Origin of the sequence: uncultured Cloacibacillus sp., assembly GCF_963926575.1 — a bacterium.
In the GTDB taxonomy this organism is placed as follows: Bacteria; Synergistota; Synergistia; order Synergistales; family Synergistaceae; genus Caccocola; species Caccocola faecigallinarum.
This window is the reverse complement of the sequence record NZ_CAWUXW010000003.1, coordinates 1-21,305: the sequence shown is the minus strand read 5'-3', so window position 1 is coordinate 21,305 and position 21,305 is coordinate 1. Positions and strand designations below refer to the sequence as shown.

At 60.0% G+C, this 21,305-nt stretch carries 20 protein-coding genes and 1 pseudogene; 1 reads left to right on the top strand and 20 read right to left on the bottom strand.

Features of this window, described 5'->3' with window-relative positions; all coding sequences use genetic code 11:
• Nucleotides 1-16 precede the first annotated feature (16 nt).
• The 6 genes and pseudogenes from ABGT66_RS05120 to ABGT66_RS05095 all read right to left on the bottom strand — a co-directional run bounded on the left by ABGT66_RS05120 (nt 17) and on the right by ABGT66_RS05095 (nt 7,812).
• A pseudogene (locus ABGT66_RS05120) lies at nt 17-1,614 on the bottom strand (methylmalonyl-CoA mutase family protein).
• A 41-nt stretch (nt 1,615-1,655) separates the two neighbouring features.
• On the bottom strand, nt 1,656-3,230 hold the full coding sequence (locus ABGT66_RS05115) for a CoA-transferase (protein WP_346689281.1): 1,575 nt from the start codon (nt 3,228-3,230) through the stop codon (nt 1,656-1,658).
• Between the two features lie 92 nt (nt 3,231-3,322).
• Nucleotides 3,323-4,288, bottom strand: a complete 966-nt coding sequence (locus tag ABGT66_RS05110; RefSeq protein ID WP_346689280.1) for a 2-keto-3-deoxygluconate permease — start codon at nt 4,286-4,288, stop codon at nt 3,323-3,325.
• Nucleotides 4,289-4,391: 103 nt separating this feature from the next.
• Nucleotides 4,392-5,504 (bottom strand): NADH:flavin oxidoreductase, encoded by a 1,113-nt coding sequence (locus tag ABGT66_RS05105; protein WP_294194732.1) that lies wholly within the window; start codon nt 5,502-5,504, stop codon nt 4,392-4,394.
• 81 nt (nt 5,505-5,585) lie between these two features.
• Nucleotides 5,586-7,298: an AMP-binding protein gene (locus tag ABGT66_RS05100; protein ID WP_346689278.1), complete on the bottom strand. Its 1,713-nt coding sequence runs from the start codon at nt 7,296-7,298 to the stop codon at nt 5,586-5,588.
• A 196-nt stretch (nt 7,299-7,494) separates the two neighbouring features.
• Entirely contained in the window at nt 7,495-7,812 is a 318-nt protein-coding gene (locus ABGT66_RS05095) for a MarR family transcriptional regulator (RefSeq protein ID WP_294194728.1), read from the bottom strand.
• 697 nt (nt 7,813-8,509) lie between these two features.
• Here ABGT66_RS05095 and ABGT66_RS05090 point away from each other — a divergent pair.
• Complete coding sequence (locus tag ABGT66_RS05090) at nt 8,510-9,643, top strand: AAA family ATPase (protein WP_346689276.1); 1,134 nt, start codon at nt 8,510-8,512, stop codon at nt 9,641-9,643.
• 205 nt (nt 9,644-9,848) lie between these two features.
• Here the strand turns inward: ABGT66_RS05090 and ABGT66_RS05085 are convergent, their stop codons facing one another.
• The 14 genes from ABGT66_RS05085 to ABGT66_RS05020 form a co-directional block, all read right to left on the bottom strand.
• Complete coding sequence (locus ABGT66_RS05085) at nt 9,849-10,643, bottom strand: nitrilase-related carbon-nitrogen hydrolase (RefSeq protein WP_346689274.1); 795 nt, start codon at nt 10,641-10,643, stop codon at nt 9,849-9,851.
• Between the two features lie 93 nt (nt 10,644-10,736).
• Entirely contained in the window at nt 10,737-11,273 is a 537-nt protein-coding gene (locus ABGT66_RS05080) for a hypothetical protein (protein WP_346689272.1), read from the bottom strand.
• 55 nt (nt 11,274-11,328) lie between these two features.
• Entirely contained in the window at nt 11,329-12,018 is a 690-nt protein-coding gene (gene rnc / locus ABGT66_RS05075; protein WP_346689270.1) for a ribonuclease III, read from the bottom strand.
• 7 nt (nt 12,019-12,025) lie between these two features.
• Complete coding sequence (fabF, locus tag ABGT66_RS05070; protein ID WP_346689268.1) at nt 12,026-13,276, bottom strand: beta-ketoacyl-ACP synthase II; 1,251 nt, start codon at nt 13,274-13,276, stop codon at nt 12,026-12,028.
• 61 nt (nt 13,277-13,337) lie between these two features.
• Nucleotides 13,338-13,589, bottom strand: coding sequence for an acyl carrier protein (gene acpP / locus ABGT66_RS05065; protein WP_294195148.1), 252 nt, complete (start codon nt 13,587-13,589; stop codon nt 13,338-13,340).
• Between the two features lie 71 nt (nt 13,590-13,660).
• The gene (fabG, locus tag ABGT66_RS05060) at nt 13,661-14,404 is read right to left on the bottom strand and encodes a 3-oxoacyl-[acyl-carrier-protein] reductase (protein ID WP_303148870.1); all 744 of its coding nucleotides are present in this window, start codon (nt 14,402-14,404) and stop codon (nt 13,661-13,663) included.
• A complete protein-coding gene (fabD, locus tag ABGT66_RS05055) occupies nt 14,394-15,350 on the bottom strand; it encodes an ACP S-malonyltransferase (RefSeq protein ID WP_346689266.1) in 957 nt (318 codons plus the stop codon). Before fabD ends, fabG begins: the two co-directional genes overlap by 11 nt.
• Complete coding sequence (gene fabK, locus ABGT66_RS05050) at nt 15,347-16,294, bottom strand: enoyl-[acyl-carrier-protein] reductase FabK (RefSeq protein WP_294195141.1); 948 nt, start codon at nt 16,292-16,294, stop codon at nt 15,347-15,349. Before fabK ends, fabD begins: the two co-directional genes overlap by 4 nt.
• Before the next feature lie 15 nt (nt 16,295-16,309).
• Complete coding sequence (locus tag ABGT66_RS05045; RefSeq protein ID WP_346688838.1) at nt 16,310-17,272, bottom strand: beta-ketoacyl-ACP synthase III; 963 nt, start codon at nt 17,270-17,272, stop codon at nt 16,310-16,312.
• Nucleotides 17,265-18,278 (bottom strand): phosphate acyltransferase PlsX, encoded by a 1,014-nt coding sequence (gene plsX / locus ABGT66_RS05040; RefSeq protein ID WP_346688837.1) that lies wholly within the window; start codon nt 18,276-18,278, stop codon nt 17,265-17,267. The genes ABGT66_RS05045 and plsX overlap by 8 nt, the downstream gene beginning before the upstream one ends.
• On the bottom strand, nt 18,272-18,862 hold the full coding sequence (fapR, locus tag ABGT66_RS05035; RefSeq protein WP_346688835.1) for a transcription factor FapR: 591 nt from the start codon (nt 18,860-18,862) through the stop codon (nt 18,272-18,274). The genes plsX and fapR overlap by 7 nt, the downstream gene beginning before the upstream one ends.
• 206 nt (nt 18,863-19,068) lie before the next feature.
• Nucleotides 19,069-19,269: a 50S ribosomal protein L32 gene (rpmF, locus tag ABGT66_RS05030; RefSeq protein WP_087362859.1), complete on the bottom strand. Its 201-nt coding sequence runs from the start codon at nt 19,267-19,269 to the stop codon at nt 19,069-19,071.
• An 87-nt stretch (nt 19,270-19,356) separates the two neighbouring features.
• Nucleotides 19,357-19,935 (bottom strand): DUF177 domain-containing protein, encoded by a 579-nt coding sequence (locus ABGT66_RS05025; RefSeq protein ID WP_346688833.1) that lies wholly within the window; start codon nt 19,933-19,935, stop codon nt 19,357-19,359.
• A gap of 3 nt (nt 19,936-19,938) precedes the next feature.
• Nucleotides 19,939-21,141 carry an acetate kinase gene (locus ABGT66_RS05020; RefSeq protein WP_303148860.1) on the bottom strand — a complete coding sequence of 401 codons (1,203 nt, stop codon included), beginning with the start codon at nt 21,139-21,141 and terminating at the stop codon, nt 19,939-19,941.
• Nucleotides 21,142-21,305 lie beyond the last annotated feature (164 nt).

Below are 21,305 nucleotides of genomic sequence, written 5' to 3'. Positions count from 1 at the left end.
AGTGACGGTTCCTCCTTTAGTAAATCTTCATCGGCGTGTATTTGCCGTAAACTTCCTTGAGCACGCCGCAGATTTCGCCGATGGTCGCGTAGGCTTCGACGGCCTCGATCATGTAGTCGCCGAGGTTCTCGTCCTTCTGCGCGGCTTCCTTGACGGCGGCGAGGGCTCTCGCTACGCGCTCGTTGTCGCGCGTCGCCTTGAGCTTGTTGAGCTTCTCGGTCTGCTTGATCGCGACGTCCTCGGAGACGGTGAACTGCGCGGGCTCGATGGGCTTGCCGTCCTTGAACTCGTTGACGCCGACGACGATGCGCTCCTTGTTGTCGACGGCCTTCTGATACTTGTAGGCGTTGTCGGCGAGCATTCTCTGCTGGAAGCCCTCTTCGATGCACTTCATCGCTCCGCCCTTCTTCTCGATGGTGTCGAGGAGCGCGAGGACGTCCTTCTCAATAGCGTTGGTGAGCGCTTCGACCGCGTAGGAACCGCCGAGCGGGTCTACGGTCTCGGTGAGGCCGGACTCGTAGCCGACTATCTGCTGCGTGCGCAGCGAGAGGGTGACGGCCTCCTGCGTCGGGAGCGAGATGGCTTCGTCGTAGGAGGAGGCTGGAAGGTCTGGATTCCGCCAGCGGCGGCCGCCATCGTCTGCATCGTGACGCGGACGGCGTTGTTGATGGGCTGCTCCGCGGTGAGGGCCGAGCCGCTCGTGAAGGCGAATATCTTGAGGCGCTGCGCCTCTTCGTCGGTGACGTGGTAGCGCTCCTTCATGATGCGCGCGTAGAGGCGGCGCGCCGCGCGGTACTTCGCGACTTCCTCAAGGAAGTCGAGCTGCGCGCCGAGGAAGAAGTAGCTGTTCGAAGTCGCGGCCACGATGTCGACGCCGCGCTTCACGGCCGCGTCGTAGTACTCGATCATGTCGGCGAGCGTGAAGGCGAGCTCCATCGCCGCGGTAGCGCCGGCCTCGCGGATGTGGTAGCCGGAGACCGCTATCGGCGTCCAGTGCGGCAGGTGCTTGCCGCAGTATTCGAGCACGTCGACGGAGAGCTTGACGCCGGCCGCCGGCGGGAAGATGTAGGTGCCGCGGCACATGTATTCTTTAAGGATGTCGTTCTGGAGGAAGAAGCCTATCGAGTTCGGGTCTATGTTGTTCTTCTTCGCGAAGGCGACATAGAAGGCGAGCATGATGATGGAGTTCGCGTTCGCAGTCGTGCGTATCTGGCGCACCTTCTCGAAGGGTATGCCCTTGAAGAGCGCTTCGATGTCGGCGAGGGAGTCTATCGCGACGCCGACCTTTCCGACTTCGCCTTCGGACATCGGGTCGTCGGAGTCGTAACCCATCTGCGTCGGCAGGTCGAGCGCGACGGAGAAGCCCGTGCCGCCCTGCTCAATGATGTAACGGAAGCGTCTGTTGGCTTCTTCAGCGGAGGCGAAGCCCGCGTACTGCCCCATCGTCCAGAGCTTGCCGTCGCGGTACATGTTCTCGCGGATGCCGCGCGTGAACGGATAGTGGCCCGGTTCGCCGAGTTGGGCCTTGAGGTCCTCACCCTTTATGTCTTCTTCGGTGTATACGCGCTTCAGCTCGTAGCCCGACAGCGTCGTATGTTTTCTTTCTTCCGCCATTGAAATTTTCCCCTTTCTGCGCTTTGTTGTATATTCGTGCCTCATTCGTCGATGAAGCTGATTCGCATTTTTTTGTCGGTGAATATCCGCTCGTCCATGAGCTTGAGGTTCGGAGATATCTTCGGGACAAAGTCCATCTTCGCTATGATGTCGCGCTCGACGTCGACGCCCGGCGCCTTTTCTATGAGCGTCACGCCCTCCGGCTCGAGGCGGAAGACGGCGCGCTCCGTTATGTAAAGTATTTCCTGCCCCGTCTCGCAGGCGAACTGCGCCGAGAAGGTCACCTGCTGGACTTTTTTGCGGAACTTCTTCTTTTCCGCGTCTTTGACTATCGTGAGCTTTCCGTCGCCCGTTTTATATTCCATCTGCCCCGCGAGGAAGGTTCCTATGAAGCAGATTTTTTTCGTGCTTTGAGTGATGTCGATGAAGCCGCCGGGGCCGGTGCAGCGCGAGCCGAACTTCGAGACGTTCACGTTGCCTTCTTCGTCGACCTCGCCGAGGCCGAGGATGGCGGCGTCGAGCATCCCGCCCTGGTACATGTCGAGGTTGTCCGTTATCGAGAGCAGCGCCTCGGGGTTGACCGCCGCGCCGAAGGCGACGCCGAGTATCGGAACGCCGCCGAAAACGCCCGTCTCGAGCGAGAATGTAACCTGATGGCTTATGCCCTCTTCGTTCGCGACGCTCGCGACGCTGTCGGGCATGCCGATGCCGAGGTTGACTACGGAGCCGCCCTTTATCTCAAAGGCCGCGTGCCGTCCGCATATCTTGCGCGGCGTAAGCGCCATCGGCTTGATAGAGTCGAGCCTCGCGCGCACGTCGCCGATAAGCTCGGGACGGAACGGCGCGCCGTCGTAGCACTGCAAGTGGTTCTCGGGCTTCGCGACGACGACGTAGTCGACGAGTGCGCCCGGTATCGCGACGTGGCGCGGGTCGAGGACGCCGCGTCTGAATATGCCCTTGACCTGCACGATGACCGTGCCGCCGTTGTTGTGGACGGCGGCCGCCATCGCGGCCTGCTCGCTGTAGATTGCTTCCTCTTCCAGAGAGATGTTGCCGTATTCGTCCGCGTAGCTGCCGCGGATTATGCACGCGTCGAGACGGAACGGCTTGTAATGCAGATACTCCGTCCCGTCTATGTTGATGAGCGACACGACCTCGCGCCCGGATTCCCGCGCGAGCTCGTTGACCTTGCAGCCTTCGAGGCGCGGGTCGCAGAATGTATGAAGCCATATTTTTGTTATAACGCCCGGCTTGCGCGACGCAATCGCGCGGAGAAGGTGTCCGTAGACGCCGAGCGGCACGGTGTAGCCCGCGATTTGGTTCGCGCTGACGGCGCGGCCGATTGCGGGCGGCATGCCGACGTGCGCGGCGTATATCGACGTGACGAGGCCGGGGGCTTTTATTATGCTGAGGCCCCAGCCGTCCTCAGTGAGGTCGCCCGGGGATACGCCGCATACGGCGCAGAGGTTTTTCGGAGTTCCGTGAGCAGAGTACGACTTCGCCATCTCGCGCAGAATGTCGTCAGGCGCGGAGCAGCCTCCGAACCCGCCGATGCCTACCACAGAATTATCTCTAATTAGTGATATTGCCGACGATGAAGATATGACTTTGCTCATAACGCTCCCCCTGTTCCCCAAGCTTCCCGCCGTTCAGCGAGAAACGGCGGGAAGATAAAACTGGCTTGTCCGGCCGAGCTGCGCGCCGGAGGTTATTTCGCAGCGGGCTGCGCAGGCTGCGCGCCGCTTCCGAACTTCGAGACGATCCACTTCGTGATGTACGGGTAGACTATTATCGAAACGACGAGGACGACCGCCATCTGAGCGGTGACCGTTTCGACATAGGGCGCGTACTGCGGCAGGCTCTCGCCGATGAAGCGCGGAGCTACGACGGCGAAGCCGCCGAGGCATGTCGCAGCGACTGCGGCGTAGCCGGGGCGTCTCAGTATAATCTTGTCGGCGGCTATCATGATAGGCAGGAAGATGAAGATGTGTATCGCTATCAGGATAACTTCGGCGACGCCGACGTTGGCTATCGCTTTCATGTTGATGCTCGCGCCGAGGCACGCGCCGACGAACATAAGCACGACGGGCGTGGCGGTCGAGAACATCTTGCGAATTTTTTCATCGGCGTTGGCGAGCACCAGGCCGAGCGTGAACGGAACGAGCGTGGATATCGCGCTCATATAGTCGAAGCCCGTGCCGTCGGCTATGCCGAGGATGACGAGCGGCGTCGCGGGAACCGCTATGAGGTTGATGATGCCCATCGCGGCCTTGTCGACGTTGTCGCCGTATGACTGCATAAGCCCCATGTAGACGCCGGGGTTGCAGTTCGCGAGGAGGATCGTTATCGCCATCGCGGAGACTCCGCAGAAGCCGTCGAGGCCGAAGAACTTAATCGTGAGCCACGAGCCGATGTAGGCGACGAGAAGGCGGACGACTACGAGCACGCCGCCGCGCGAGCAAATCAGGCGAAGGTCGCTGTATTTCGCCTGGCTTCCCGCAGTAAAGAGCAGCGCTCCGATGAAGGCCATAGCGCCGTAGCCGCTGAAAGCTCCGGTCACGGGGCCGCCTATCTTGAGCGCGCCGGGCGCGAAGGTGTTTATGACCGCCGTGATGAGCATCGGAACGACCATAATGCCGCCCGGGACTTTGTTTACCTTACCCAGAATATCCATTGGCATACCTCCCAGTCTGGCGCCGCGGGGACGCCCAACTGTTCGCTGTACGTCGCTGCGCGGGGAGGCGCTTGCGCGCCCCCGCGCGGACGGATAATTTCAACTAGTTCTGCTGAGCCTGCTGCGCGGCCTTGCGCTCGGCTATTTTGTCGGCGATAACGCAGTTGACCTTTTCGTGTCTCTGGTCGCGCTCGAGGCAGCCGTTGCAGTAGACGCACTTGATCATTTCTTTCTCGCGGCCCTCGACCTGCTTCTTGATCCAGTCGGGGTCGGCGAGCGCCGGACGGCAGACGCCGATGAGGTCCGCGTCGCCGGCCTGGAAGATTTCTTCGCCGTGCTGGAGGTCTTTGACCTTGCCGGAGACGATGACGGGGATGTCGGAGTTGATCTCGCGGAGGGCGTTCTTAATGCCTCTCGAGAGATAGACGTGGCAGCCGTAGGGCAGGTTCGCGGTCGCCATGCAGCGGCTTCCGCTGTAGCCAGTGTACCACGGGCCGTCCTCGGTCTTGCCGCCGGCCGATACGCTGATGAAGTCCATGCTGGCCTGCGCGAATATCTTCGCGATTTCGGTCGTCTGCTTCAGCGTGTTGCCGCCCATAACGAACTCTTCGCCGGAGATGCGGCAGCCGACGCAGTAGTCGTAGCCGACTTCCTTGCGGATGTCGTCCATTATCTCGGTGACGATGCGGCAGCGGCCCTCGGTGTTGCGTCCGTACTTGTCGGTGCGCTTGTTGAGGAGCGAGATGAACGAGGAGAGCGTGTAGCCGTGCGCGACATGGAGTTCGACGCCGTCGAAGCCGGCCTTGCGGGCTCTGATCGTGCTGTCGACGAACTGCTTCTTTATCTCGTCGATTTCTTCATAGCTGAGATCTTCGATAGCCTGCTTCCAGCCTGTGCGGACGGACTGCTTGACGTAGTGGATGAGCTGGAGCGTCATCTTGCAGCCTTCGGCGTGTACCGCGTCGGTCATCTCTTTCAGTCCGGGAATGAACTTGTCGTCGCATATACGGAGAAGATGCGGGCTCTTTCTGTCGAGGACGCCGCAGGCTTCGACGTCGATGAGTCCGAAGCCGCCCTTCGCGCGCGCAACGTGGCGCTCGATGAGCTCGTCGGTGACGAAGCCGATTTCGTCCGCCATGCAGGTGACTGCCGGGAGCCACACGAGACGGTTTCTGAGTTCGAGATTCCTAAATTTTACAGGCTCTAATATCTGCATAAAAGCTACCTCCAATTTGTATAATCGGTGCGGAGAACACCCAGTCTCCGCACCGTGGCCGTACAGTCGAACGACTGTTGTTTACTTCTTGTTCTTCTCCTCTTCCGCCATAATCGCGTAGATTTCCTGGCGGAGCTCCTCTTTCTTGACCTTGCCTATGTTCGTGTGCGGCAGGTCGGGGCGGACCTCAAGACGCTCGGGGAGCTTGAACTTCGCGAGCTTGCCGTCGAGGAAGGTGATTATCTCTTCGAGCGTGATCGTCTCGTTCGGGTCTCTGAGGGAGACGAAGAGGCAGGCCTTCTCGCCGAGAACCGGATCGGGCATCGGGACGAGCGCCGCATCGTGGACCTTCTCGTTCTTGAGGACGAGGTTCTCGACCTCTTCGCAGCTGAACTTCTCGCCGCCGCGGTTGATGGCGTCCTTGATGCGTCCCATGATTACGAAGCCCTTCCCGCTTTCGTGCATGGCCGCGAGGTCGCCCGAACGATAGTATCCGTCTTCCGTGAAGGCCTTCTTGTTGTGGTCGGGGGCGTTGTAGTAGCCGCGAATCGTGTACGGGCCGCGGAAGATTATCTCTCCGGGCTTCTCGGCTTCGCCCTTCCAGCGCGCTGTGCCGTCGTGTACGCTTTCGGCGATGACGTGGCCGTCGTCCTTGTCGACGATCTTCCACTCGTCGGCCGGCGAGACCGGCAGGCCTATCGTGTTGTAGGTGACTTCTTCGCTGTCGAAGAGGCTCGTCTGGGTGATGGTGCCTTCGGACATACCGAACTGCGAGATGAGGCGGCAGCCGAGCTCAGGATAGACGCGGGCCGCGACGACCGGCTCGATCTTCGAACCGCCGTTGATGACGATCTCCCAGGAGGAGAGGTCGTACTTCTGACGGTCTTCGAAGTTCAGCATGTTGATAATCATAGCGGGGACCATCGGGACGTGCGTGATGTGCTCTTTTTCGATGAGCTTGCAGATATCCTCGGTCTTCGGGGAGGTCGACATTACGACCTTGCCGCCGAACGAGAACGCGCCCTGGATTCCGGGGGCCGCGAGCACCATGTTGTGCGCGACGGGGGCGACTGCGAGCTGGACGGTGTACATGTTGTACCCGAGCTCACGGCTCGACTCCTCCGCAACGTAGCGGTAGGCGTTGTATTCGCGCGCAATGAGCTTCGGAATTCCGGTCGTACCGCCGGAGAGAAGGATGATGCAGACGTCGTGCGGGTCGGGCAGGTAGCTTCTGAGAAGCTCCGCGTCGTCCTCGCCTTCGATGGGCGTGTTGAGAAGTTCGTTGATGTAGTAGTAGCCCTCGGGAACTTCCTGGTTCACGCCGGCGATCATCTTGAGCTTCATCGAGGGAAGGTCTGCGGCAACCTGCTCGACGAGCTCGACATAATTATACTTCTTGGCAAAACCTGGTATAATGTACCCGACCGCCTCCGCTTTGGCTGCGATCTGGGATATCTCCGTGTATCTGTGCTGCGGCAGGCACATTACCGGGATAACTCCGATTTTCTGAAGCGCGATGTAGATGAAGACAAACTCCGGAATGTTTATGAGCTGCACCACAACCCGATCTTGGTGTTTCAGCCCCATCTTCACGAAATGAAGCGCGAGGCGGTCCGTCCCCTTCTTCAGTTCGCCGTAAGTGTACCTCTGATCGCCTCCGACCAAGGCTTCGCGCTCCCAGAAGCGTTCGGCTATGTTGTCGAATACCTGAGAGAAGTTCTCTTTCTTCCAGTATCCCTTTTCCTCATACTCCTTCGCGAGCTCCGGGCGATAAGTCGTCCAATGTTCCAGCATAAGATCATTCCTTTCAGTTTTATGTGAGTTTGGAATTTGTTTTAGCCGTTGATGGCGTTAAACACTAAACTGACACTTCACCGACGACGCATCACTCTCCAGTTAGTTTTTCGAGACAACAACACAACAGTAAAGATATCGCTAATTAGTGATATCTCTCTAAAAAATATAAAGTGGACGAAATTCCTTTTTTCTGTTATTTCAGCTTTTTCAGAAGAGCGACGACCGTTTCTTTTTCCTCCGTCGTCAGCTTTGAAAAAGCCTCCTCCAGATTCGCCATATGAGCGGCGAAGGTCTCATCCATCAATGCTTTGCCTTTAGGCGTTATACCGATCAGATAGGAACGACCATCTTCAGGATTGTCGCGCCGGCCGACCAGCCCCATCTGTTCAAGGTTCCTTACGACGACGGTAATGTTGCCGCTGCTCGAAAGCACCTTGTCGATTATGCTCTGCACCGTCTGCTCTCCCCTGTTGTAGAGAAGTTCTAATACGGTGAACTGGGCCAGCGTCAATCCTTTCTCGCGAAACAATTCACTTGATTTGCGATGGGCGTTTCTATAGGTTCGTCCTAAAGCTATAATTAGCTTCCCATTCAAACGATCCCTAGAATTCATTTCAAAGTCCCTTACCCATTTAACTTGCGACAGATTGACTTATGCCCTGTTGGCTGTAGAATAACACTAATTAGTGATAATATCAATGCAATTTTCTGACAAATCAGTAAGGGTAAAATGGCGGAAATCCGCGCCAGCACTGAAAAAATCCTTATTTTACGGGCGGGAAGAAATATTATGGTGACTTTGCAGATATCTGAACCTTGCGACGCGGATATGATAAAAGAGTTCGACTCCTACATACCGGCGGAGAGGCTGCGCGAAAAGCTGAAACGAAGCCCGGAGGAGGTGCTTCTGATAAAGGACGGAGACTGCACTGCGGGCGTCCTGCGCTGGGGGTATCTCTGGGATTACATACCTTATCTTTATTTTATGCACGTCAGGCCGGAGCTCCGCGGGCGCGGATACGCGGCGGAGGCGCTGCGGCTGTGGGAGGAAAAGATGGCCGCGGCGGGCTTCGACGCGGCGCTCTGCTCCATCCCGACAGACGACGCCGCGCAGCATTTTTACAGGAAGATGGGCTACCGCGAGACGGGGGCTCTTTCTATTCCCTATTTTAAAAATGTAAATTTTATATTTGGAGTGTTATGCTGTTATGACTCAGAAGATAGTTTTCTACTACGGCCCGAAGTCCGGTTTCAGACGCCACCTTCCCAAGCGCCTGCCCATCACGACGATAAGCGAGCTCGCGATATACAGCGACAGGAAGATGCGCGAGCACACCTTCAAGATACAGAGCGCGCGCAGGGGCGCGGAAAATCCCGAGAGGGAGGCCGAGCGGCTGCAGGTGCCGTGCCTAGTCGCCTTTTCGGAGCAGTACGCCTCCATCAGCGAGAGCGCGATAAACTCCTTCCTCAGCTTTATCGGACAGTTCGACGTCGGCTCGATATATCTGCAGAACCCGCCGATGCATGTCGTCTCGCAGTTCGAGAGCCTCCACAGCCGCGTCAAGACGATACGCTACGACTACCGTACGCTCGACTTCGACTGCCTGCGCAGAATCAACCGCGAGTATGACGGCGTCATCATCGGACAACCGGAGGTCAAGGAGAAGCTGCTGAAGGCGCTATATCCGCTCGCCTCGGGCTCGTCGGAGAAGCCCGCCGTGCTTCTCTTCTACGGGCCAACGGGCGTCGGCAAGTCGGAGACGGCGAAGTATCTAAGCGACGTTATGGGACAGACTCTGCTGCGCAGGCAGTTTTCGATGTTCCACAGCAACGAGTTCTCGTCGTACCTCTTCGGCGGACGGCACACGGGCAACTGCCTCGCGAAGGACCTCATGGAGCGCGAGTCGAACGTGATACTCTTCGACGAGTTCGACAAGCCGAACCCGGTCTTTCACAGCGCCTTCTATCAGGTTTTCGACGAGGGGATATACGAGGACAGGAACTACCGCGCAGATGCGCGCCGCGCGCTGATAATCTGCACGTCGAACTACGCTTCGGCGGAGGAGGCGCGCGAGAGGCTCGGCGCTCCGATTTTCGCGCGCTTCGACTCCGTGATAGAGTTCAAGCCGCTTTCGGACGAGACGCAGAGGGAGATACTGCGGAAGCGGATAAGGGAGGCAGCCGCGGCTTTGTCCGAGGAGGAGAGAAAGCACGTCGACGAGGAGGCCGTCGCGGCTTCGCTCGCGGGGACGCTCGACGGCGAAAACGGCGCGCGCGGCATAGAGCACGCCGTGAAGGACAAAATTTCGGAAGAGCTGCTCAAGTGGGCGCTCGCGGAATAATTTGGGAAATGTCCGGCGATTTTGCGCCGGAAGGGTAAACGCAGCGCGCCGCCCTCGAGGCGGCGCGCTTTTCGTATATTCTGCGGAATTTTCGTAATTTCATGCCGCGGCGCTGAATTTGCGCGCGCGGGCATAATTTGCGGCTGCGGCGACGGTGTATAGCCGGCCGCATATTTTTCGCGGTGGGCCTCAGTCCGGCGCGGCGCTAGTCGAACATGCCGAGGCGCAGGTCGTTGAGCGTCGGGAAGTCGCGGCGCTGGCGTCTCGTCGTCTCTATGTCGAACTCGCAGCGGAGTATGCAGGGCTCTTCGCCGAGCTGGTAGACGGGGTCGCCCCAGGTGTCTATCATCGCGCTGTTGCCGAGCATGCGCAGGTGCTTGTACTGTCCCGCGAGGTTGCAGACGAAGAAGTGCGCGGAGTTTTCGAGCGCGCGCACGCGGGCGCACATCGTGAAGGCGTCCTTGCGCGGGTAGGGCCACGCGGTCGGCGCTATGAATACCTCCGCGCCGAGGCCCGCGGTCATGCGGCGGAAGAGCTCCGGGAAGCGTATGTCGTAGCATATCGAGAGGCCGACCCTGCCGAATTCCTCCGTGTCGACTACGACGGCCTTGTCTCCGTGCGTGAAGGTGTCGGCTTCGTGTCCGTAGCAGGAGAAGAGGTGTATTTTATGATATACCGCGAGGTCGGTGCCCTTGCGGTCGAAGAGTATGCAGGAGTTGTAGAGCTTGTCGCCGCATTTTTCGGCGAAGCTGCCGCAGTGGATGAAGGCGTTCAGCTGCTTCGCCTTTTCGGAGATGCGGCGCATGAGCGGTCCGTCCTTTTCCTCGGCGAAGTTCCATATCGTCCGGTAGCTGAGCAGGCCGACGTGCCAGAGCTCCGGCAGCACGATGAGGTCGGAGCCGGCGCATGAATCTATCAGCCCCATGACGCGCTCGGTGAGCGGCTCGCCGCCGTTTTCCTCCCCCGGCAGTATCTGGAGCTGGATAAGAGATATTTTCATGACTATCCCCCGTTTTATACAAAACTTTTACTATCCTATATCGTTTCAGCCGCGATTGCAAGAGCCGTGCGCGCGCGGCGCGGCGGAAAATTTTTATTCAGTGACGCCCGCGGTGCGGACGGAGATCACGCCGGAGGGCGATTTTTCCACGCGCATGCCGAGCGTGACGGTCGTTTTATATTTTTCGTCCCCGGCTTCGCTCACCGTCGTCCTTATGTAATAGGCGCGGACTGCGCCGCCCTCGTCGGCCGCGCGCGGCGGTATGCGCGGGATGCGCGCGGCGTAGGCGTTTTCGGAAAATGAATCTGGATAATGAAGGTCGTAGCAGACGCACTTTATGACGTAGTCCGGGAACTGTCCGCGCAGTGCGGCGAATATGCCCTCCGGCACGTCCGGCGTCGGGTCGCTCTCGGGTGCGGCACCGGCCTCGAAGCCCGCCTCCTCCGCTATCGCGGCGGCGCTGTCGTAAAACCACGCCTCTGCCGCGGCGGAGGCCTGCGCTGCTATGTTTTCTATGCGGAGGCGGCGCGCGGCGGCGAGATCTTCCTCCGCCGTTTTCTGCGCGCTGTTCAGAGCGAGCGCGAGCAGGGAGACGAGCGCAGCCGATACGGCAAGCACGTATATGAGCACGAAACCGCGGCGTCGTGCCGGCGCGGCGCGGTTTTGCCTCCGTTCCGGCGCGGCGTCAGCTCCGGCGCAGCTTTTCAAGCGCGGCCTTAGCGGCTTTGAATTCCGCCTCTTTTATGGACGGCCCCCACGCTTCGGCGGAAAGTCCGCCCTCGGCGGTGAGCGCGACCTTGAAGCTGCTCGCGTGCTCGGGGCCGCGGCGTTCTATAAGCTTGTAGAGGGGCGCGGTTTTGCCTTCGCCCTGCAATAGCTCCTGAAGCTCTGTCTTAGGGTCTTTTTCCATGACCGGCACGGCGGCTTCGCCCTTCGTGTCGAGGAAGCGCGATATCACGCCGCGCGCGGCTTCGTAGCCGCCGTCGCTGAAGACCGCGCCGAACACCGCCTCGACGCAGTCGGCGGCCATCGAGTCGGTCGGGTTTTTTATGCTTTTGCCGAGGCGTATGAGCGGCTTCAGGCCGTTCTCAGAGGCCCAGTCGCTGAGGCTGTTTTTGCAGACGAGGCGCGCGCGCAGCCGCGTGAGCTCGCCTTCGCTGAAGCCCGGATATGCGGCGAAGAGGCGCGCTGAGGTGACGAGCTCGAGCACGGCGTCGCCGAGGAATTCGAGACGCTCGTTATACGTCGTGCCGTTTTCATTTGCGTATGACGAATGCGTCAGCGCTTCGGTGAGAAGCGCCGCGTTTCTGAATTCATAGCCTAATTTTAATTGAAAGGCGCGAAGCTGTTCTTCGCGCCTTTTGTCGTCTTTCATTGATTGGTTATTTGCAGCTCTCGATGGCGATGACTCCGTTGTGTCCGCCGAAGCCGAAGCTGTTGACGAGGGCTCTTTCGACCTTCGCGTTCACGGCTTTGTTCGGCACTACGTTGACGGCGCACTCGGGATCCGGCGTCTGGAAGTTTATCGTCGGATGTACTATTCCGCGCTCGAAGGCGAGCAGGGCGGCTATCGTGCCGATCGCGCCGGCGGCGCCGAGCGCGTGTCCGATCATCGACTTCGTCGCCTGAACCATTACTTTGTCCGCGGCGTCGCCCATGAGGCGCTTTATCGCCGCCGTTTCCATCTTTTCGTTGAGCGGCGTCGAGGTTCCGTGCGCGTTGATGAGGTCTATCTCCTCGGGCTTCCAGCCAGCCTTGCGTACCGCCATGGCCATCGCTCGGTAGGCTCCGTCGCCGTCCGGCGCGGGCGCGGTGATGTGATGCGCGTCGCATGAGAGGCCGTAGCCCTTGACTTCGGCGTAGATGTGCGCGCCGCGGGCCTTCGCGTGCTCGTATTCTTCAAAGACGAGGATTCCCGCGCCTTCGCCGATTACAAAGCCGTCGCGGTCCGCGTCGAAGGGGCGCGAAGCGTGTTTCGGGTCGTCGTTGCGTCCCGAAAGAGCCTTCAGAGAGCTGAAGCCGGCCGTTGCAAGCGGCGATATTGCGGCTTCGACTCCGCCGGTGATCATGACGTCAGCGTCGCCGCGCACGATGCAGTTGTAGGCTTCGCCCATGCTGTGGGTAGAGCTCGCGCAGGCCGTGACGACCGCCATGTTCGGCCCTTTTGCGCCGAGGCGTATCGCTATGTATCCGGCCGGCATATTTGTGATCATCATCGGGACCATGAAGGGGCTGACGCGGCTCGGCCCTTTTTCATAGAGCAGACGGAAGTTTTCTTCTATTGTGTGGATGCCGCCTTCCCCGCTTCCGACATATACGCCGAACATATCTCTGTCGAGCTTTTCGAGGTCGAGGCCGGCGTCCTGTACCGCGAGGTCGGCTCCCGCCGCCGCGAAGTGCAGCACGCGGTCTGTGCGGCGGACCTCTTTTTTGTCGAGCCAGTTTTCAGGATTGAAATTTTTTACTTCTGCGGCTATCTTCGTGGTGTGTTTTTCCGTGTCGAAGAGCGTGATGTAGTCTACGCCGTTCTCCCCGCGCTCAAGAGCGCTCCAGAACTCTTCTTTTCCGATTCCGATTGGGGTGACGGCACCGCAACCTGTGATTACCACTCTTCTGTTATTCATCGGCGTCATAGGTTCCCTCCCTGGAAGAGGGGGGACTGGCGTGCAGTCCCCCAATTGTCTCAGTCGTTAATTAGTCCTCGACTCCGAGCTTCGTCTTGACGTAGGCCATGGCCTCGCCGACGGTGGTGAGCTTCTCGGCGTCCTCGTCGGGGATTTCGATGTCGAACTCTTCCTCGATGCCCATGATGAGCTCGACGATGTCGAGCGAGTCGGCGCCGAGGTCCTCTACGAACGAAGCTTCCGGCTTGATCTGGTCCTCTTCGGCGTTGAGGCGGTCCATTACGATTTCCTTAAGTTTCTGCTGTACTTCTTCCATTTTCATTGCAAATCTCTCCTTTGCGGTATTTATGTCTCTTGTTTATACAAAAAGTCCCGTAGGAACTTTTTCCCTTTTTACTGCATCGTCACGCCGCCGTCGACGGCGATGACCTGTCCCTGAAGATACGCAGCATCGTCCGACACGAGGAAGGCGACGACGCCCGCTACGTCCTGCGGCGTTCCCGCGCGTCCGGCGGGAATCGAGGCGATGAACTGCGACTTCACGTCCTCGGGCAGGACGGCGGTCATGTCCGTCTCTATGAAGCCCGGCGCTATCGCGTTTACAGTCACGCCGCGCGAGGCGACCTCGCGCGCGAGGCTCTTGACGAAGCCGATGACTCCGGCCTTCGCCGCAGCGTAGTTGCACTGTCCGGCGCTGCCGCGCAGCCCGTTTATCGACGAGACCGCGACGATGCGGCCCCAGCGGCCCTTGAGCATCGGGCGAACGGCCTCCTTAGCGCAGTAGTAGAGCGAGCTGAGGTCCGTCTTTATAACGTCGTCCCAGTCCGCGTCCTTCATGCGCATGAGAAGGTTGTCGCGCGTCACGCCGGCGTTGCAGACGAGGATGTTGACGGGGCCGAGCTTTTCGGCGGCGGCCTTGAACATCGCCTTGACCTCTTCGGCGTTCGAGACGTCGGCCTTCACGGCGAAGGCTTCGCCGCCCGCCGCCGTTATCTCTTCGACGACTTCGTTCGCGGGGCCTTCGGAACGGCTGTAGTTGACGGCGACAGCGCAGCCGCGCTTCGCAAGCTCGAGCGCTATCGCGCGCCCGATGCCGCGTCCTGCTCCCGTTACGAGCGCTACTTTTTTATCTGGCATTTCCGCCGCTCCTCAGATAGTCCGCCGCGGCGAGAAGCTCCTGCGAGTTCGAAACCGCGTAGGGGCGCTTGCCGTTGCATATCTTTCTGACGAGTCCCGAAAGAACGCTGCCGGGGCCGAGCTCTATGTAGCCGTCGACGCCGTTCTTCTCCATCTCGAGGACGGACTGCGACCAGAGGACGGGCGAGTAAGTCTGCGCGTAGAGCGCCTCGCGCACCGCCTGCGCCTTCTGCACGGGCAGCGCCGTCGCGTTCGCGATTATCGGGAACTTCGGGTCGTGCCACTCAATCTGCGCGAAGGCTTCTTTGAGCTCGTCCGCGACGGGGCGCATGAGGGCGCAGTGGAAGGGGGCGCTCACGCGCAGCGGGACGACCTTCGCGGTGTATTTCTGCTCGATCAGCGCGACGGCGCGCTCGACCGCGGTCGCGTGGCCCGAGATGACTATCTGCTTCGGCGAGTTGATGTTGGCCGCTTCGCAGACCTCGCCCTGCGCCGCCTCGGCGCAGACCTCGGCGACTGTCGGCAGCTCGAGGCCGATAATCGCGGCCATCGAGCCGACTCCGAGCGGGACGGCGCTCTGCATGAGGCCGCCGCGCTTGTGGACGAGCCTGACGCCGTCTCTCACCGAGAGAGCGCCCGAGGCTACGAGCGCCGTGTATTCTCCGAGGCTGTGGCCCGCCATGCAGACCGGCTCAACGGCCGTGCCGAGCTCCTGCTCGAGCGCGCGGAACATCGCAACGCTGACCGTGAGTATCGCGGGCTGCGTTATCTCGGTGTGGGCGAGCTGCTCCGGCGTGCCGTTGAATATTATGTCGCTCAGCGAGAAGCCGAGCGCCTCGTCCGCCTCGTCGAAAATCCTCTTCGCCGCGATATATTTATCGCAGACGTCCTTCCCCATTCCCGGGCGCTGCGCGCCCTGTCCGGGGAATATCATCGCGTACTTCATCTGACGTATCTCTCCGATCCTGAAAGGATAGATTCCATTTGTGTTACAACGCTTTCTATAATAGAAGCCGCAGGCTCTATCGCATGGACGAGCCCGGCCGACTGGCCCGACATGAAGGAGCCCATGTCCGAATCGCCTTCGACGACGGCGAGGCGCAGCTTGCCCGCGCCGAGAGCCTCGAGCTCCGCGGCCGGGGCGTTTCTGCCCTCAAGCTCCTCAAACTGCTTCGTGAATTTATTTTTGAGGGCGCGCACCGGATGGCCGAGGCTGCGGCCCGTCACGACGGTCGCCCTGTCGTTGGCCTTGACTATTTTTTCTTTGTAATTGACGTGCGCGTTGCACTCCGAGGCGCAGACGAAGCGCGTGCCCATCTGCACGCCGCTCGCGCCGAGCATGAAGGCCGCGGCCATGCCGCGTCCGTCGGCTATGCCGCCCGCAGCGATGACGGGGATTTTCACCGCGTCGACGACCTGCGGGACGAGGTTCATCGTCGTCGTCTCGCCGATGTGTCCGCCGGACTCCATGCCCTCTGCGACGACCGCGTCGGCGCCCTGCTTCTCGACGCGCTCCGCGAGCGCGACCGCCGCGACGACGGGGATGACTATTGTTCCGAGCGGTTTGAGGCGCTCGATGACCTTGCCGGGCTGCCCCGCTCCCGTCGTGACTACGGGGACGCGGTACTTGGCGGCAAGCTCGAGGGCGTCGCCCGCCGTCGGCGACATGAGCATGATGTTGAGGCCGAAGGGCTTGTCGGTGAGCGTCTTTATCTTCTGTATCTGACGCTCGAGAAGCTCCGGCGGCATGTTCGCCGCCGCGATAATTCCGAGGCCGCCGCCGTTGCTGACCGCCGCCGCGAGGTCCGCGTCGGCGACCCAGGCCATGCCGCCCTGGATTATCGGGTATTTGATTTTAAGCAGTTTGGTTATCGCGTTATTTTCAAACATCTATCAATCCGCTCCTTATGCTTCGTATAACATCGCGCCCAGCGTCATACCCGCGCCGAAAGCCATAAAGAGCACCTTTTCGCCGCTTTTGATACAGCCGGATTTCATCGCTTCGTCCAGCGTCACCATCAGCGAGGCCGCGGACGTGTTTCCGTAATTTTCGAGATTCATAAGAGTGCGCTCGGTCGGCACGCCGAGGCGCTTGAAGAGGCTGTCGATGATTCTCGTGTTCGCCTGGTGGAGCACCCAGAAGCCTATCTCAGATGGCTCGACGCCGGACTCTTCGCAGAAATTCTTTATGAAGGGAGGAAGATGCACGTTGACGAACTTGAAGACCTCCGCGCCGTGCATGCGCAGGACGGGATCCTCGCGGCCCTCTTCCTTGTCTATCGTTATGAGGGCGTGCTTCGCGCCGTCGGCCTTGAGCTCCGCGGCGATGAAATGCCCCTTGCCCTCCTCAGAACGCGAGAGCACCGCGGCGCCCGCGCCGTCGCCGAAGAGTATGCACGACGAACGGTCCGTCCAGTCGAGCACTCCGGCGAAATCCTCGGAGCCTATCACGAGGACGTTCTTCCAGATGCCGCTCGCGATGCCGCCGATGGCGGTCGTCATCGCGGTGAGGCTTCCGGTGCAGCCCGCAAGCACGTCGTAGGTGCCTGCGTTCGCCGCGCCGAGCATTCCCTGCACCTTCGACGCCGTGCAGGGGCATACGGTGTCAGGCGTGTCCGTCGCAACGATTATAAGGTCGAGCTCCGAGGCCGCGATTCCCGCGTCCTCGAGCGCCGCGAGGCCGGCCTTATAGGCGAGGTCGCTGCACTTCTCGTCCTCGGCGGCGAAGTGGCGCTTTCTGATGCCGGTGCGCGTCACTATCCATTCGTCGCTCGTGTCGAGAATTTTCTCGAAGTCGAAATTCGTCATTACCTTCTCGGGGATATATCTCCCCGTTCCCGCGATTCTGACGGGGTATCCGCTAATCATTGTTATCCTCCGCGCCTTTCGCTATTTCGTTCTGAATTCTCTCAACGCCGTTGCGCCGTATGAAATTCGCGCCGCTCGTTATCGCGTTGGCGATTGCGTTAGCGCGCGAACGGCCGTGTACCTTCACGACGCTGCCGCAGACGCCGAGCACCGGCGAACCGCCGTACCTCTCCCAGTCGAAGCGCCCCATTATGCGCTTCATCGCGGGAAGCATAAAGAAGCATCCGATTTTCGGAAGCATGTGGTGTTTATATTCTTCTTTGAGCTGGCTCTGGATGAGCTCGCCGAGCCCCTCTCCGAATTTGATGACGACGTTGCCCGTGAAGCCGTCGCAGACGACGACGTCCGATATGCCGTTAGGGATGTCCTTGCCCTCCGCGTAGCCCTGGAAGTTGAGCTTCGTCTGCTCGATGAGCACGCGCGCCGCGGAGATGACCTCGTCGCCCTTCGTCGCCTCCTCGCCGTTGCTGAGCAGGCGGACCGACGGATTTTCGACGTTTCTGAAAAGCTTCATATATATAGAGCCCATCTGGGCGAACTGCAGAAGGTTGACCGGCTTGCAGCGCACCGTGCCGCCGACGTCCATCAGCAGCGTGCAGCGGTTGAGCACGGGGAGCACCGCGCCGAGGCCCGGGCGGTCGATGCCGGGGATGCGTCCGAGAAGGAGCACCGCGCCCGCGGCTATCGCTCCGGTGTTGCCCGCGGAGACGATGCCGTCGGCTTCGTGCGAGCGCACCATGTTGAAGCAGACGACGAGGCTCGAGTTCTTCTTCCGGCGTATCGAGAGCGACGGGGAGTCGCTGCCCGTTATGACTTCGTCCGTGTGGACGATGCTGAGCCGCGAGCGGACCGAGGCGTCCGCCTTCTCTATTATCGGCTTTATCCTTTCACTGTCGCCGACCAGCGCGACGGAAAGCTCCGGATCGTGCTGGCAGGCCTGTATCGCCGCCTTGCAGGGCTCCTCGGGGGCGTGGTCCCCGCCCATGGCGTCAAGTGCAATCAGCATTTCTCGTCCCCCAATTTTTCGGTATTGTGGCTGTCTATCGCGGCGACGACGAAACGCCCTACGAATATCTCACGCTCGCCGATTTTTGAATGAACGCTCACCACGTATTTGTTGCCTTTGTGCGTGCCGACCTTCGAACGCGCGACTATCTTTTCTCCGATATATGCCGGCTGGCAGTACTTGAGGCGCGCCGCAGCGGAGACGACCATCTCCGCGTCTATCGTCGCTATCGCGAGCGAAGCGGCCTGCGCGTAGATGTAGTAGTCGCCCACCATATCCGTCCTGCGGAAGGCCATGTCGGGATTTATCTGAAGCGTCGAAAGCGCCCAGCTGTTCGGCTCGAGGCCGAGAAGCTCGCCGACGACCTCGTCGTCGCGCAGCGATTTCAGACGGCTCGCCGCGTGCTCGGCCATCGCGCGCGTCCTTTCGCGAAGCTCCGGTATCGCGAGCAGGCCGCGGTCGAGCCTTACGGTGCTGAGGCTCACGCCGAGCTTTGTTGATATCTCCTCGTCGGTGAGCAGCGGGTTCGTCTCTATCAGTTGTAAGAGTTGGCTGTGACGCCGCTTTCTGCTTTCGGAACGCATCTTCTTCTCCTAAAAACAAGCTCATATTATGAGCTGGTCTTAACAGCAGACAAGATATTATAAGCGCGCGCCGTTGTCAATAGCATTCGGCGCAATTTCATCGGGAATTTTTATAAAATTCGCGCGGCGGGGAAAACGATGCGCATAAAAGAATCGCGGCCCAAGCGTAAACCGGAGCCGCGAGGCGAAAGTCTGTCTGAAAAATTTTATTCAGCGGTCTTCTCTTCTGTGATTTTGAGGACCTGACGGCCCTTGTAGAAGCCGCAGGCCGGGCAGGCGCGGTAGGTCTCGATGACCTCGCCGCAGTGCTTGCACGTCGTGAGGCTGGGAGCCTCGAGTGAACCAAGCCAGTGAGCTTTGCGGTTGTGCGTGCGGGAGTGGGATACTCGCCTCTTTGGAGTTGCCATTGTCTTTTCCCCCCTTAGATCTTCACCGGTACATATTGCCAACTGGGTAATTGTATCACTGATTCCAGTTTTTTGCAGTATTTATTTTTATTGATTCTCCATAAATTTCCACAGGACTTCAAAACGCGGGTCCCCGCTCTCGCTTCTGCACGAGCACGGCCCCTTGTTGAGGTTCGCTCCGCACTGCGGGCAGAGGCCGCGGCAGTCGGGCGAACAGAGAAGCGCGGCGGGGAGCGCCGTTATCAGCGTCTCCCACACCATCTGCGCCAGGTCTATCTCGTCCTCCCACGAGTCGAGAAGTATTATCTCCTCGTCGCCGTCCTGCTCGCCCTCGTTCTTCTCGCGCAGCTGCTCGTCGCGGCGCAGCGAGAATATGTAGCGGAGCTCTCCCTTTATGCGGCTTCTCGCGGGCTCGAGGCAGCGCGCGCACGGCGCTTCGACCTCCGTCTCGACGGAGACCTCGGCGACGACGCGCCCCTCTGAGCGGAAGGCCGTCACCCTGACATTCAAATCAGAGAGCGGCTGGTATATCTGGTCCCAGTAGCTGACGGCCCTGTCGAAGGGCAGCGTGAACTCGTCCTCGTAAGGCGCGCCGTCGCGCGGGACGGCGGCCAGGACGAGCCTGCATTTCCAGCTTTTGGGAGCAGATTCAAGATATTCGGGCATTTCTTACTTGCCGGCTTCCTCCACGCATCTCTTCGTGTCGCGCGCGATAGCCATCTCTTCGTCGGTCGGGACTACCATGACGGTGACCTTCGAGTCGGGCGTGCTGATGACAACCTCTTTGCCGCGGCAGTTGTTCTTCTCAGCGTCGAACTTGATGCCCATGAATTCCATATCCTTGCAGACGGCCTCGCGGAAGGTGATGCCGTTCTCGCCGATGCCGGCCGTGAATACCACGACGTCCACTCCGCCCATCTCGGCGGCGTAGGAGGCGATGTACTTCTTGACGCCGGTGATGAGGATGTCCTGGGCTATCTTGGAGCGCTCGCAGCCCTTCGCCGCGGCTTCTTCAACGTCGCGGAGGTCGCTCGAAACGCCGGAAACGCCGAGGAGTCCGGATTTCTTGTGGATGATGTCGCTGACCTTCTGCGCGTCGCCGAGCTTCTCCATGAGGTTGATGACGACGAGCGGGTCGACGTTGCCGCTGCGCGTGCCCATAAGGAGGCCTTCGGCGGTGCCGAGTCCCATGGAGGTGTCGACGCACTTGCCGCCGTCGACCGCTGTGATGGAGCTGCCGTTGCCGAGGTGGCAGGTGACTATCTTGAGGTCCTTTATATCCTTGCCGAGTATCTCCGCGGCGCGGTTCGCGACGTAGCCGTGGCTCGTACCGTGGAAGCCGTAGCGGCGGATGCGGTCTTTCTCATAGTACTCGTAGGGGATTCCGTAGATGAAGGCCTTGGGCGGCATGGTCTGATGGAAGGCCGTGTCGAAGACGACGACGTTCGGCTTGCCGGGGAGCACGTCCATGACGGCCTTGAGGCCCATGAGGTTCGCGGGGTTGTGGAGCGGCGCGAGAGGAATGACTTCCTCGATGCCCTTGACGACTTCGGGCGTGACGAGGACGGACTGCGTGAACTTCTCTCCGCCGTGGACTATGCGGTGGCCGGTCGCGCCGAGCTCGTCGAGGCTCTTGAGGACGCCGAGCTCGGGATCGACGAGGATGTCGAGGACGTACTTGATAGCCGCCGAGTGGTCGGGGAAGGGAACTTCGCGCGTCACCGCGTCGAGGCCGGTCTTCGTGTGCTTGATGCGCGAGCCTTCGATGCCGATGCGCTCGACGAGGCCCTTCGCGAGGACCTTCTCGCCTTCCATGTCGATGAGCTGATACTTCAGCGATGAGCTTCCGCAGTTGAGAACAAGAATTTTCATTAGAACTGGATTGCCTCCCTTAAATTATCGTACCGCCGCTGTGTTATCCTTATGAAAGGAAAGGACGGTGAAAACTTTATGCTATATCCCGTCGTCGGGATTGTCGCCGAATATAACCCGTTCCATAAGGGCCACCTGCTCCACATACGCAGAGCCCGCGAGCT

Coding starts and splice junctions, on each gene's coding strand:
- ABGT66_RS05115 (WP_346689281.1), bottom strand. CDS start 3,230: ATGAGCAAAGTCATATCTTCATCGTCGGCAATATCACTAATTAGAGAT.
- ABGT66_RS05110 (WP_346689280.1), bottom strand. CDS start 4,288: ATGGATATTCTGGGTAAGGTAAACAAAGTCCCGGGCGGCATTATGGTC.
- ABGT66_RS05105 (WP_294194732.1), bottom strand. CDS start 5,504: ATGCAGATATTAGAGCCTGTAAAATTTAGGAATCTCGAACTCAGAAAC.
- ABGT66_RS05100 (WP_346689278.1), bottom strand. CDS start 7,298: ATGCTGGAACATTGGACGACTTATCGCCCGGAGCTCGCGAAGGAGTAT.
- ABGT66_RS05090 (WP_346689276.1), top strand. CDS start 8,510: ATGACTCAGAAGATAGTTTTCTACTACGGCCCGAAGTCCGGTTTCAGA.
- ABGT66_RS05085 (WP_346689274.1), bottom strand. CDS start 10,643: ATGAAAATATCTCTTATCCAGCTCCAGATACTGCCGGGGGAGGAAAAC.
- rnc (WP_346689270.1), bottom strand. CDS start 12,018: ATGAAAGACGACAAAAGGCGCGAAGAACAGCTTCGCGCCTTTCAATTA.
- fabF (WP_346689268.1), bottom strand. CDS start 13,276: ATGACGCCGATGAATAACAGAAGAGTGGTAATCACAGGTTGCGGTGCC.
- acpP (WP_294195148.1), bottom strand. CDS start 13,589: ATGAAAATGGAAGAAGTACAGCAGAAACTTAAGGAAATCGTAATGGAC.
- fabG (WP_303148870.1), bottom strand. CDS start 14,404: ATGCCAGATAAAAAAGTAGCGCTCGTAACGGGAGCAGGACGCGGCATC.
- fabD (WP_346689266.1), bottom strand. CDS start 15,350: ATGAAGTACGCGATGATATTCCCCGGACAGGGCGCGCAGCGCCCGGGA.
- fabK (WP_294195141.1), bottom strand. CDS start 16,294: ATGTTTGAAAATAACGCGATAACCAAACTGCTTAAAATCAAATACCCG.
- ABGT66_RS05045 (WP_346688838.1), bottom strand. CDS start 17,272: ATGATTAGCGGATACCCCGTCAGAATCGCGGGAACGGGGAGATATATC.
- plsX (WP_346688837.1), bottom strand. CDS start 18,278: ATGCTGATTGCACTTGACGCCATGGGCGGGGACCACGCCCCCGAGGAG.
- fapR (WP_346688835.1), bottom strand. CDS start 18,862: ATGCGTTCCGAAAGCAGAAAGCGGCGTCACAGCCAACTCTTACAACTG.
- rpmF (WP_087362859.1), bottom strand. CDS start 19,269: ATGGCAACTCCAAAGAGGCGAGTATCCCACTCCCGCACGCACAACCGC.
- ABGT66_RS05025 (WP_346688833.1), bottom strand. CDS start 19,935: ATGCCCGAATATCTTGAATCTGCTCCCAAAAGCTGGAAATGCAGGCTC.
- ABGT66_RS05020 (WP_303148860.1), bottom strand. CDS start 21,141: ATGAAAATTCTTGTTCTCAACTGCGGAAGCTCATCGCTGAAGTATCAG.